Below are 12,211 nucleotides of genomic sequence, written 5' to 3'. Positions count from 1 at the left end.
CAAGATATTTCTACACTGGAACATTACAATCCGACGGGGACGCCACACTCTGATATTCCCTTACTAATACCCCTTGTCAGGCATGCCACACACCGCTTGTGGATGAGTCCGTACCACCACGGAAGGGGGTGCCTTATAATGAGGCGGATCAACACTGTGAATCCCAGCATGAAATCTTCCCAAACGACGAATACGCCAGTCCCCCACAAATTCAGCCCCAAGCGCCTGTTCATGTGGGCCTTTGCCGGGCTCGCCGGCCTGGCCCTGGTCGGGGTGCTGCTGGTGGTGTTCGCGCTGGCCATGGCCTACCCAAACCTGCCGGCGCTCGACACCATCACCGACTACCGCCCGAAGATGCCGCTGCGGATTTTTACCGCCGATAACGTCCTGATCGGCGAATTCGGCGAGGAGCGTCGCACTCTGGTGCGCTTCAAGGACATCCCGGACGTGATGAAGAAGGCGGTGCTCTCGATCGAGGACGACCGCTTTTATCAGCACGGCGGCGTCGACTACTGGGGCGTGCTGCGCGCGGCCCTGCACAACGCCACCAGCGGCTCGCGCCAGGGCGCCTCGACCATCACGCAGCAGGTGGCGCGCAACTTCTTCCTGTCTTCCGAACAGACCATGAAGCGCAAGGCCTACGAAGCGCTCCTGGCCTGGAAGATCGAAAAGAACCTGACCAAGGACCAGATCCTCGAGGTCTACATGAACCAGATCTACCTGGGCCAGCGCGCCTTCGGCTTCCAGTCGGCGGCCCAGATCTATTTCGGCAAAGACCTGCGCGACATCACGGTGGCCGAAGCGGCGATGCTGGCCGGCCTGCCGAAAGCGCCGTCGGCCTACAACCCGGTGGTCAATCCGACGCGCGCGAAAACGCGCCAGCAGTACATCCTGCAGCGCATGCATTCGCTCGGCTACCTCACGGACGCGCAATTCGAAACGGCCAAGAACGAAGAACTGGTCATCAAGACCGACAGCACCGCCTTTGGCGTGCACGCCGAGTACGTGGCCGAGATGGCGCGCCAACTGGTGTACGAACAGTTCAAGGAAGACACGTATACGCGCGGCCTGAACGTGTTTACCACGATCACGAAGGCCGACCAGGACGCGGCCTACCTCGCCGTGCGCCGCGGCGTGATGGATTACGAACGGCGCCACCCGTACCGCGGCCCGGAATCGTATATCGAGATCCCGAAGGACAAGACCGAAGCCGACGAAGCCATCGAAGCGGAACTGGCGGAAAAGCCCGACAGCGACGACATCGTGGCCGCCGTCGTGCTGCAGGCATCAAGCTCGAGCGTGACCGCGGTGCTGGCCTCGGGCGAAGAAATCAAGATCACCGGCCCGGGCTTGTCGTTCGCATCGAACTGGTTGTCGGCGAAAGCCGCGCCGAACCGCCGCATCCGCCGTGGCGCGCTGATTCGCGTCATGCAGGACAGCGGCGCCGACTGGAAGATCACGCAGATGCCGCTGGTCGAATCGGCCTTCGTGTCGGCCAGCACCGAAGACGGCGCGATCCGCGCGCTGGTCGGCGGCTTCGATTACAACCGGAATAAATTCAACCACGTGACGCAAGCCTGGCGCCAGCCGGGCTCCTCGTTCAAGCCGTTCATCTATTCCGCTTCCCTCGAGCGCGGCCTGTCGCCGGCCACGATGATCAACGACGCGCCGATCTCGTTCGATGCCGGCCAGACCGGCGGCCAGGCCTGGGAGCCGAAGAACTACGACGCAAAGTATGAAGGCCCGATGTCGATGCGGCGCGGCTTGACGAAATCGAAGAACATGGTCTCGATCCGCATCCTGAACCGCATCGGTGCGCGCTACGGCCAGGAATACGCGACCCGCTTCGGCTTCGATCCGGACAAGAACCCGCCCTACCTGACCCTGGCTCTGGGCGCCGGCGCGACCACGCCGCTGCAGATGGCCGGCGCGTATGCCGTGTTCGCCAACGGCGGCTACCGCATCAGCCCGTATTTGATCTCGAAGGTCACCGACAGCGCCGGCAAGGTGTTGTCGGAAGCGCGTCCGGACCGTGCCGGAACGGAAGCGAACCGGGTGATCGACGCCCGCAATGCCTTCCTGATGGACAGCATGCTGCGCGACGTGGCGCGCTACGGCACCGCGGCGAAAGCCTCCGCCACGTTGAAGCGCACCGATATCGCGGGTAAAACCGGCACCACCAACGATTCGATCGACGCCTGGTTCGCCGGCTACCAGCCGAAGGTAGTGGGGATCGCCTGGATGGGCTATGACCAGCCCAAGAACCTGGGCAACAAGGAGACCGGCGGCGGCCTGGCGCTACCGATCTGGATCGGCTACATGCAGACCGTGTTGAAGGACATGCCGGTCGAGGAACGTACGGTGCCGCCGGGGTTGATCATGGCCAATGGCGAGTATTACTATGCCGAGAATCCACCGGGGACCGGGGTGCAGTCGCTGGATGTGGGAACGACGCCGGCGCCGGCAGAGCAGAAGGCGCAGGACGCGGTGAGAAACGAGTTGTTTTAAGGCGGGCTTGAAAGAATATTTCACGGCAGGCCTGCCGATGAAATATTCTTTCATCTCTTTATATCACCCCAGCCTCACCGGCGCCCCGCCCTGCTGCGTGGCGATCTCCGACAGCGCCGCAAAGAACTCGCTGTTGTCACGGGTATTACGCCACTCGTCGCCGACGCGCTTGTAGTGGAAGCCGCCCGAACGCGCCGCCATCCACATTTCCTGCAGCGGCGCCTGGCTGTTGACGATGATCTTCGAGCCGTTGGCGATGAACTCGATCTCGAGCACGTTGCCGTTGCGCTTGCACTCGACGTCGACCACGTCCTGGTCGTTCAGGTTGTCGAAACAGGTCTCGATGCGACTCAGCGTCGAATCGGCCAGGTCCAAGAATTCGGATTCGGTCATGCTACACTCCAATGTCTTAATCAAACCGTGATTCTAATCGTGAAGTCACCTTCCGCGCTTCCCTTTGCTGCCGCGCTCGTCCTTGTCCTCGCCGGATGCGGTCAGACCGGCCCGCTGTACATGCCGACACCGCCTGCAAAACCTGCCGCAGCGCCGATCCAGCCGGTCACACCGGTGGTCGCACCTGCCTCGCAAGCCGCGCCCGCGGCGGCCCAGACCGCGAATCCCGTGCCTGTTTCCGCTCCCGTCCCCGTCCAATAAGAGATTCATGTCGCACTTTTCGTACCAAGACGGCGTCCTGCACGCCGAAAGCACCCCTTTGCCCGACATCGCCGCAGCCTTCGGCACGCCGACCTATGTCTACTCGAAAGCGGCGCTGCTGGAAAACTTCGCGGCCTATAGCGACGCCTGCCGGGGCCGCGACGCCCTGGTCTGCTATGCGATGAAGGCCAATTCGAACCTGGCCATCCTCGACCTGCTGGCACGCGAAGGCGCGGGCTTCGACATCGTCTCGGGCGGCGAACTGCTGCGCGTGATGGCCGCCGGCGGCGACCCGGGCAAGGTGATTTTCTCGGGCGTAGGCAAGACGGAGCGCGAGATGCGCCTGGCGCTGGAGAAGGGCATCCTCTGCTTCAACGTCGAGTCGATTCCCGAACTGCACCGCCTGAACGACGTCGCCGCCAGCATGGGCAAGCGCGCACCGGTCTCGCTGCGCGTAAACCCGAACGTCGACGCCAAGACCCACCCGTATATCGCGACTGGCCTGAAAGCAAATAAATTCGGCGTCGCTTTTGATGATGCGCTCGAGACCTACCGCGCAGCCGCCTCCCTGCCCAATCTGGATGTAGTTGGCATCGACTGCCATATCGGTTCCCAGCTGCTGGACGACGCGCCGCTGCTCGAAGCGCTGGATAAACTGATCGAACTGATCGACGCGCTCGATAACGAAGGCGTCCACATCCACCACCTCGACATCGGCGGCGGCATCGGCGTCGACTATGGCGCGGCCGGCGACGCGCCGCCGGTTCCGGTCGGCGACTATTTGACACGCCTGTTCGCGCGCATCGACGCCTGGCGCGCCGAACGTCACGGCGGCCGCGCCATCAAAGTCATTTTCGAGCCGGGCCGCTCGATCGTCGCCAGCACCGGTGTACTGGTCACGAAAGTCGAATTCCTCAAGCCAGGCGCCGAGAAAAACTTCTGCATCATCGACGCCGCCATGAACGACATGATGCGCCCGACCCTGTACGGCGCCTGGATGGACATGAAGGCGGTTCAGCCCAGCAGCGATGTACCGGTCCTGTACGACATCGTCGGTCCCGTCTGCGAATCGGGCGACTGGCTGGCGCGCGAGCGTGCGCTGGCAGTGCAGCCCGGAGATTTGCTGGCGATGATGAGTGCCGGCGCGTATGGCATGACGATGGCCTCGAACTACAACACGCGCGGACGCGCCGCCGAAGTCATGGTCGATGGCGAGCAGGGGCACCTGATTCGCCGGCGCGAGAATCCAGCTGAACTGTTTGCGCTGGAATCGATGCTGAAGTAAGGGCTTTGCTACGGCCGCTTAGGGTTAAACCGTTAAGCGCTGATAGACTGAAAAAAATGCTCTGGGTTAGCTACCGGAGCATTTTTTTATGCGCGCAGCCACTACGGCATGCGCCGAGCGTTGAAGAACCAGCCGCCCCAGTGGATGACCAAGTGATTGCGGTTCTTGACGAACGCGACAGTACAGCCGAGATTTACAACCGTTACCGGGTTCGGCAGACCAAGTTTTGATGCGCTTGCATGGGCTTTCTCACGGACGTATAGCCGCGGCTCGACGCGTTCCGCATCTAAGTCAGGGGGTAAGCACTTGCGCTTACCGAACTGTACTCGATCGTCAGTTATCGTCATCACTTGCCCCACAAGCTGCTCTGCCTCACCCTCATCAAGAGATGTTATCTCGGAAGAATCAAGAGCCGCGGTCAGCCGCCATTTTCCAATAACTCTACGGTCTTGATTCTCAACAGCGTAAGCGTAAAACGGGGCGAAACCATTTAGAGCAAGCGCGACAATGACTGGCAATGCCCACGCACGGTGAGGCAATGTAGGCCAGCTAAAAAAAGGCATAATTCCTCCTATTAACTTTCGTTCTTTATACGGAAAGGGCCGCTTTCTTCTTCGCGGCGCTTGATCAACCCCGGAGCAATAACCAATTTCTTTCTCCCCTTCGCCTTGATTTCAACTTTAATCATTTTCGATATGTTTGTAGCTGCACCTGCAAAATCATTTTCGTTCACATAACCGTACGTGCCACTTGCTCCAGTTGCTCCAACGTTATACGTAAGACTGCACAGCGCATCGAACTGAGCTTGGTTAATTAAAACTTTAATATTGCGACGAACCGACCGTTCAGCATCAGCAACACGGCGTTCAAACTCCTGATCAACCGACTTAACCGAAACTTTCCTTCCCAATTCTTCATTTGTGCAAACGCCTTTATGTGCAAGAATACCTGCACCCCAAGTACAATGCCCTTTGTTCTTACCCATATCGTTATAATATTTATAGACGTTCTTTTCGACAGCACGCATCCGCGCCCTTGCTTCGGGACTCATCTTCATATTCGCATTTGGGCTAAGGACTGCTAACTGGCCGGTCATCATAACTTCATCGTTGAGCTAAACTTTGAATCTATCATCGAGAGACGGCGACTCCTTGAGCTGACACAATCGGTCTCGTCCATAGTGTTCCAAGATAGATTTCTTACTCACAGGAGGATCCATGGCAATCGAGGTGTACCTGCAAATCGATGGAATTAAAGGTGAATCGCAAGACGACAAGCATAAAGACTGGATTGAATGCGAGTCCGTAAATTGGGGGCTTGTACAACCCCGAAGCGCAACAGCTTCTACTGGCGGTGGTCATACGGCGGAACGAGTGGAACTGGAAGACGTCACATTCAGCAAATTGGCGGATGTGTCGTCGCCGATTCTAATGCAGACTTGCGCGATGGGAAAAACCATCCCGAAAGCGAAATTTGAATTCATGCGCGCAGATGGCAACGGAACGCCAATCAAGTACTTCGAAATTGAGCTTGAAAACGTGCTGATCGGAGCGATTTCTCCCGGCATTGAAGCCGGCTCTATTCTCGCCGAGCATGTCAGCCTGAAATTCTCCAAAGTAAAATGGAAATATACTCAGCAAAAGATTGCCGGTGGAGGAGGAGGCTCGACTGTCGGCGGCTGGGACTTGGCAGCCAATAAAGTTGCATAAGCAGAAAACCATATTAAAAAGCTCCGAATCTTCGGGGCTTTTTTAACTTGCCCCAAAGATCGCCTGCCAAGTGAATTACCGTGAGCATCATCATGTTCAGGCGAGCATCGCCGCGCGCGACTTGACCGGCTTCAGTGAAACCGCATCCCGGCAGCAGTGCCACCATGGCTGCAAAAGCTGCTGGCTGCCAAGTTGTTCTTGGCCACATTTATTTACCAAAGATGCAGCACGGCGGGCGGCGCGATTATGTAGTAAAGATGCGTGCCGGCGCGTGTGGCATGACGATGCCTCGAACTACAACATGCGCGGACGTGCCGCCGAAGTCATGGTCGATGGCGAACAGGTGCACCTGATTCGCCGGCGCGAGAATCCAGCTGAACTGTTTGCGCTGGAATCGATGCTGAAGTAAGGAGCTCACTGCCCTGACGAAAAAAACCGCACCCTCTTTCCGAGGGTGCGGTTTTTGTATTCTCAGCCTTGGATTAATTGCTCAGCAAGACTTGGGCAATGATGCCGGTGGCAATCGCTGCGAGCACGTAATCGTTGCCGGTGCGGACCCAGTGATGGCCACGCGGTGGCGCGCTCAGCCGGCGCGCGCGCCAGTCGCTGACGACGTAACGGTTGTTGCGGTATTCCTGGTTCAGGCGCTGGCCGCGGCGCAAATCGTGACGCGGGCCGCCGCCGCGCTTGTCGTCGCGACGAAAGTTCTGCGCATTGTAGTAACGGTCATTACGGTTGTTGCGGTCGAAACGGTCGTTGCGGCCATTGTCGTTGCGGTCGTTGTTGTAGCTGTCATTGCGCTGCTCCGCCCTGCCATTCCGGTCGTTATCGTAACGATCGTTGCCGTGGTCACCGCGTTGCGCCAAAGCGCTGCCGCTGGCGGCGACGCTCAGAGCGAAAAGTGCTGATGCGATCACAGTGGTTTTCATGGTCATTCCTCTCGGTGTAACGGTGGGACTGCTTTAGTGAACCCATTACACCGTGAATCGGACCGAACAGGTGAGGCAGACCGGTAAGGAACGCTACCAAACGTTTCAGGACGTAAATACCATCAGTGCACTCAAGCGCGCACCGCCGCGCGCGCCTTGACCCGGCTCCAGTACACGCGCATCCCCAGCAGCACGACCACGATCGCCAGGAACAAGGCTGGCTGGGCCAGGTTGTTCTTGGCTGCCTTCATCCACCAGAAATGCAGCACCGCGAGCGGCGCGATCAGGTAAATGAGCCGGTGCAGCCACTGCCAGCGTTGACCGCCCAGGCGCTTGATCATGGCGTTGGTGCTGGTCGCGGCCAACGGAATGAGCAGCACGAAGGCGGTGAAGCCCACCAGGATGAACGGCCGCTTGGCCACATCGCGCAGCATCGCGCTGACGTCGAAGAAATGATCGAACCAGAGGAAAGCGATGAAGTGCAGCAGCGCATAGAAAAAGGTGAACAGGCCCAGCATGCGCCGCAATTTGACCAGCCAGTTCCAGCCGGTCAAACGCCGCAGCGGCGTGACCGCCAGTGAAATGCACAGCAGGTAGAGCGCCCAGTCGCCCGTCTCGTGCGTGATGTATTCGAGCGGATCGACCGGCACTTGCCGCAGCACGAGCCAGAGACCCCAGAGAAACGGCAGCAGCGCCGCGACAAAAACCAGGCCCTTGATGCTTGACAGCTGTTTGGCCGAAGGAGTAAACGCCATCGTTCAGAAGAGTTTTTTCAGGTCCATGCCAGCGTACAGCGACGCGACTTCCGGGTAGCCGTTGAACATGAGCGTCTCGCGCTTCTTCTTGAAGAAGCCGTCTTCGCCAATTCTCCGTTCGGTTGCCTGCGACCAGCGCGGGTGATCGACCTTCGGGTTCACGTTCGAATAGAAACCGTATTCCGATGGCGCCGAGACGTTCCAGGCCGTTTTCGGCTGGTCGCGCGTAAACCGAATGCGCACGATCGACTTGGCCGATTTGAAACCGTACTTCCAAGGCACGACGAGGCGCACAGGGGCACCGTTCTGGTTCGGCAGCACCTGACCATACATGCCGACGGTGAGCAGCGCCAGCGGGTGCATGGCTTCGTCCAGGCGCAAGCCCTCGACATACGGCCAGTCGAGCACACCGCTGCGCAAGCCGGGCATCTGCTTCGGATCGGCCAGCGTCGTGAATTCGACAAATTTCGCGTTGCCGTTCGGCTCGACGTGCTTGATCAGATTCGACAGCGAATAGCCGACCCAGGGAATGACCATCGACCAGCCTTCGACGCAGCGCAGGCGGTAGACACGCTCTTCCAGCGGCGCGAGTTTGGTCAGGCTGTCGATATCGAGCCGCATCGGCTTCTTGATCTCGCCGTCGATCAGCACCGTCCAGGGACGCGTCTTGAGCGTGTGGGCGTTGTCGGCAGGGTCGCCCTTATCTAAACCGAACTCATAGAAATTGTTGTAGCCGGTCGCATCCTTGAAGGCGGTACGCGGCTCGGTCGTGGAGAGCGCCGGATTGGCGCGCGCGGCCAGTTTCTGGCCTGCCGGCGCCTGAGCAAACGCTTCGCGGTTCGCCATCTCCCACAAGGCGCTGCCGGCGACGGCACCGGCCGCCATGCGGGCAATAAAGGTGCGGCGCTCTTCGTAGACCTCACGCGGCGTGATTTCGGATGACAGCGGTGGATTGCTACCCTCGCGGTTAGATTTGATGAGCATCGCTTACTCCAGGCAATTGAATCATGACGATACACGATTTCGTCAAATTGGTTTGCCGTGTTGCGAAGTTTTACAGTTCTCCGTAGGAATGCAGACCCGACAGGAACATGTTCACGCCCAGGAAGGCAAACGTGGTCACGAGCAAGCCCACCACCGACCACCAGGCCGCCACGCGTCCGCGCAGGCCGGACATCAAACGCATGTGCAGCCAGGCCGCGTAATTGAGCCAGACGATCAGGGCCCAGGTCTCTTTCGGGTCCCACGACCAGTAGCCGCCCCAGGCCTCGGCCGCCCACAGCGCGCCGAGGATGGTGGCCACCGTGAAGAAGGCGAAACCGACCGAAATCGACTTGTACATGACGTCGTCCAGCACTTCCAGCGGCGGCAAGCGGTCGGCCAGGATGCCGTGCGATTTCAGCAGATAGGCGGTGCCGACCATCGCGGCCAGTGCGAAGGTGCCGTAGCCGATGAAATTGGCCGGCACGTGGATCTTCATCCACCAGCTTTGCAGCGCCGGCACCAGCGGCTGGATGGTGGCCGCGTCGCGCGTGACCGTGTACCAGAGGAGGAAAATGACGGCCGCGCCGATGATCAGCAGGACGAAGGCGCCCAGCTGGCGCGTGGCATAGCGCTCCTCGTAATACAGGTAAAAGAGCGCCGTGATCATCGCGAACAGGATGAACACTTCGTACAGGTTCGATACCGGGATGTGACCGACGTCGGCACCGATCAGGTAACTTTCGAACCAGCGCACCATCATGCCGGTAAAGCCGAGCACGACGGCGGCCCAGCACAGCCGCGAACCGATCGCCCCACCCGACTCAGAGCGGGCCAGCAGGCCGATCCAGTAGAACACGGTCGAAAACATGAACAGCGCGCTCATCCAGAGGATGGCCGACTGGCTCGACAGCATGTACTTGAGGAAGAATTTCTGTTCGGCGTTTGCCAGCGCGCCGTCGTACAGAGAAATCGCCCAGAGCGACAGTAAAGCGATGACCGGCATCAGCCAGCGCACCGGTTTCCAGTGCCAGCCCAGGGCGGCGAAGGTCGGCGCACTCAAGAGCAGGATGGCGCGCTCGTAGCCATCCATGTAGCCGGCATAGCGGCTCAGTGCGAACAGCGTCGCGGCCATCAGGCCGGCACCGAAGATCCAGTCAACGATGCTCAAGCGGCGAAAATAGCCGGGCGTTTCCTTGTAGATCACGCCAGGGTTCGGTCGGGATGCTTCCATGCTTAGTCTCCAGTGCCTGTTTTTCGGCAACGCTGCCAGCTTACGCCGATTGCGGCAGCGTGGCTGCCAACTCGGCGAACTCTTTTTCGAAATCCAGCGTCTTGCGCTGGGTGCTCATTGCCATCAGGGCGTGGGCCCCGCCCTCATTGTTCTTCACCCAGATCCACAGGCGCCGCTCGCGAATGTAGAACATCGCGAAGATGCCCGCGACCAGCAGCACGCAGCCGAGATAGACGATCTTCTTGCCGGGCGAACGCGTTACCTGCAGCACCGACGCTTTGACTTCGACGAATTCGTCCAGCTGCAAATACACCGGGGCGCCGTAGAAGAAGCTGTCGGACAAGGCATTCGTGGCCAGCTGCAGGAAGCGCGCATGGCTGTCCTTGCCATCGAGCGGGGCTTGCCCGTCTGTTACGCGCGCCGCCTGCCACAGTTCCCACAACACGCCGTTGAGCATCTTGATGAAGACCGCCGCCGCCTTCTCCTGCTCGGCCGCCGGGATCTTTTCCAGGAACTGGGCCACCGCGACGAAGCCGCCCGGCGTGCCGTCGCCGGCGAACATGCCCAGCGTGCGCTGCGCCGACTCGCGCAACTGGTCGGCGAACTGCGCCCCGCCCGGCTGGCCCTGCGCCATGGTGCGCGCGGCATAGCGGCGCGCCGCCTCGGCACGCAGCGCAGGGTCGGCCAGCGCCGCGCGCAGGCGCATCCATTCGCGCACGCTGTAGGCCTCGTCGGCGGGAATGCGCAGGAAGCGGAAGGATTCGGACGGACTGGCGCGCACGCCGGCCAGGTAGACCTGGCTGCCTTCGAGCGTCACCGGCTGCATGTAGTTCAGGAATTCGCGTGCCTGCCCGGTCTGGTCGCGCAATTTGTATTGCACGCTCGGGCCGACATTTTTGAGATCCTTGTTCTCGGCGTTCTTGCCGGCCGAGCCCGAGGCTTTACCCAGTGTCGCCGCGAATTGCTCGTTGAGCGATTGGCCCTTCGTCACCGCGCGCACGTCGGTACCGGCAATGTTCTCGACGTTGAACGGTCGGAAACCCGACCATTCGACCGAGTAGGTCGTACCCGCGGCCTTCAGTTCGGTGGCGCCATTGACTTCGCCGGCGATCGGGAAGGCACGCGCCTCGCCGCCCGCCATCGGGAAGCCGGTCAGTTTCAGGCGGCTGCCGCCATCCTCGAAGCTCGACTGGTAGACGGCCACGCCCTTGTAGATCAGCGGCTCGTTGACCTTGATCGTCGCCGGAAAGGTCTTGCCCAGTTCGCGGTCGTGCACGACGACGTCGCTGGCAAACAGCTTGGGCATCCCGGTCGAATAGAACTCGATGTGGAATTTCTTCAGCTCGAGGTCGAACGGCAGCTCTTGCAGCAATGTGCCGCTCGCTTGTGCGATGGAGGCGACGCGCCCGGTCTGCCCTTCCGCCAGCAGGATGTTGCCGCGGTAAGTCGGGTTCGATACGGAGAGGCGGTGCCGGGCCGGCACGTCGGCAATCAGGCCGCCACCTGCGTACGGGGTCTTGCCGAGGAACCACTGCTGCAAGCGGATCGGCAATTCGGAGTCGAGCATGCCGCCCAGCAGGATCACGATGATGGCCGTGTGCGCGAAGATATAGCCGAACTTGTTGCCGGCGCCCTTCTTTGCCGCCAGCAGCGTGCCGTGGTCCTTCTCGACGATTTTTACCTTGTAGCCGGCGTGGCCGAGGCGCAGCGCGCTCTGCCGGGCGAGTGCGCCAGCATCGAGCGCTGCCGTCCACTCGCTTTTATGGTGAAAATTGCGCAGGGAATCTTCGCGCACTGACTCGCGCCAGCTGCGCATGTCGCGCATCATTTTTGGCGCGTTGCGGATCAGGCACAGGCTGGTCGAGACGATCAGCACCAGCAGGATCAGGAGGAACCACCAGCTGGTGTAGACGGTATACAGGCCGAGCTTGCGGAACACTTCGTACCAGAACGGGCCGAACTGGTTCACATAGTTCGGCATGATGTCGTTCTGGCGCAGCACGGTGCCGATGATGGCCGCGATCGACAGGATCATCAGGAGGCTGATCGCAAAGCGCATCGACGACACGAGCTCGACGGTATCGGCCAGCGCGCGGCGCCGCGTGTTCAGTTCAATTCCGGTGGTGCTCATGGTTCTGCCAACTTCCTCGTGCGGT

12 protein-coding genes and 1 pseudogene are annotated in these 12,211 nt (G+C 60.3%); 5 read left to right on the top strand and 8 right to left on the bottom strand.

Translation table 11 applies throughout. The annotated features are described in order from the left end of the window. The first annotated feature begins 231 nt into the window (after window positions 1-231). A complete protein-coding gene (locus ACHAC9_RS14315) occupies window positions 232-2,508 on the top strand; it encodes a penicillin-binding protein 1A (protein ID WP_435760884.1) in 2,277 nt (758 codons plus the stop codon). A gap of 63 nt (window positions 2,509-2,571) precedes the next feature. Here the strand turns inward: ACHAC9_RS14315 and cyaY are convergent, their stop codons facing one another. After that, window positions 2,572-2,901 carry an iron donor protein CyaY gene (cyaY, locus tag ACHAC9_RS14310; protein WP_435760662.1) on the bottom strand — a complete coding sequence of 110 codons (330 nt, stop codon included), beginning with the start codon at window positions 2,899-2,901 and terminating at the stop codon, window positions 2,572-2,574. A 27-nt stretch (window positions 2,902-2,928) separates the two neighbouring features. Here cyaY and lptM point away from each other — a divergent pair, with 27 nt between their 5' ends. Both lptM and lysA read left to right on the top strand, forming a co-directional pair. Then, window positions 2,929-3,162 carry an LPS translocon maturation chaperone LptM gene (lptM, locus tag ACHAC9_RS14305; protein WP_435760661.1) on the top strand — a complete coding sequence of 78 codons (234 nt, stop codon included), beginning with the start codon at window positions 2,929-2,931 and terminating at the stop codon, window positions 3,160-3,162. Between the two features lie 7 nt (window positions 3,163-3,169). Then, window positions 3,170-4,447, top strand: coding sequence for a diaminopimelate decarboxylase (gene lysA, locus ACHAC9_RS14300; protein WP_435760660.1), 1,278 nt, complete (start codon window positions 3,170-3,172; stop codon window positions 4,445-4,447). 101 nt (window positions 4,448-4,548) lie between these two features. On the opposite strand, the gene ACHAC9_RS14295 is transcribed toward lysA, so the two are convergent. Then, window positions 4,549-5,010, bottom strand: a complete 462-nt coding sequence (locus ACHAC9_RS14295; RefSeq protein WP_435760659.1) for a hypothetical protein — start codon at window positions 5,008-5,010, stop codon at window positions 4,549-4,551. Window positions 5,011-5,021: 11 nt separating this feature from the next. Then, complete coding sequence (locus ACHAC9_RS14290; RefSeq protein ID WP_435760658.1) at window positions 5,022-5,546, bottom strand: lysozyme; 525 nt, start codon at window positions 5,544-5,546, stop codon at window positions 5,022-5,024. Window positions 5,547-5,664: 118 nt separating this feature from the next. On the opposite strand from ACHAC9_RS14290, the gene ACHAC9_RS14285 reads away from it, so the two are divergent. Together ACHAC9_RS14285 and ACHAC9_RS14280 are read left to right on the top strand one after the other, a co-directional pair. After that, entirely contained in the window at window positions 5,665-6,156 is a 492-nt protein-coding gene (locus tag ACHAC9_RS14285) for an Hcp family type VI secretion system effector (RefSeq protein ID WP_435760657.1), read from the top strand. A gap of 257 nt (window positions 6,157-6,413) precedes the next feature. Next, window positions 6,414-6,565, top strand: a pseudogene (locus ACHAC9_RS14280) (diaminopimelate decarboxylase); the annotation flags it as partial. Between the two features lie 73 nt (window positions 6,566-6,638). On the opposite strand, the gene ACHAC9_RS14275 reads toward ACHAC9_RS14280, so the two are convergent. The 5 genes from ACHAC9_RS14275 to ACHAC9_RS14255 form a co-directional block, all read right to left on the bottom strand. Then, entirely contained in the window at window positions 6,639-7,085 is a 447-nt protein-coding gene (locus ACHAC9_RS14275; protein WP_435760656.1) for an RcnB family protein, read from the bottom strand. Between the two features lie 131 nt (window positions 7,086-7,216). Further along, window positions 7,217-7,840: a sulfite oxidase heme-binding subunit YedZ gene (locus ACHAC9_RS14270; RefSeq protein ID WP_435760655.1), complete on the bottom strand. Its 624-nt coding sequence runs from the start codon at window positions 7,838-7,840 to the stop codon at window positions 7,217-7,219. Between the two features lie 3 nt (window positions 7,841-7,843). Then, window positions 7,844-8,824 carry a protein-methionine-sulfoxide reductase catalytic subunit MsrP gene (gene msrP / locus ACHAC9_RS14265; RefSeq protein ID WP_435760654.1) on the bottom strand — a complete coding sequence of 327 codons (981 nt, stop codon included), beginning with the start codon at window positions 8,822-8,824 and terminating at the stop codon, window positions 7,844-7,846. 70 nt (window positions 8,825-8,894) lie between these two features. Then, complete coding sequence (ccsB, locus tag ACHAC9_RS14260) at window positions 8,895-10,055, bottom strand: c-type cytochrome biogenesis protein CcsB (protein WP_435760653.1); 1,161 nt, start codon at window positions 10,053-10,055, stop codon at window positions 8,895-8,897. Window positions 10,056-10,095: 40 nt separating this feature from the next. Beyond that, complete coding sequence (locus tag ACHAC9_RS14255) at window positions 10,096-12,186, bottom strand: cytochrome c biogenesis protein ResB (protein ID WP_435760652.1); 2,091 nt, start codon at window positions 12,184-12,186, stop codon at window positions 10,096-10,098. Window positions 12,187-12,211: the final 25 nt, after the last annotated feature.

The sequence above is a fragment of the Massilia sp. CMS3.1 genome (genome assembly GCF_051262535.1).
Taxonomy (GTDB): domain Bacteria; phylum Pseudomonadota; class Gammaproteobacteria; order Burkholderiales; family Burkholderiaceae_D; genus Telluria.
The sequence above is the reverse complement of the archived record's forward strand: the minus strand, read 5'-3'. Positions and strand labels throughout refer to the sequence as shown.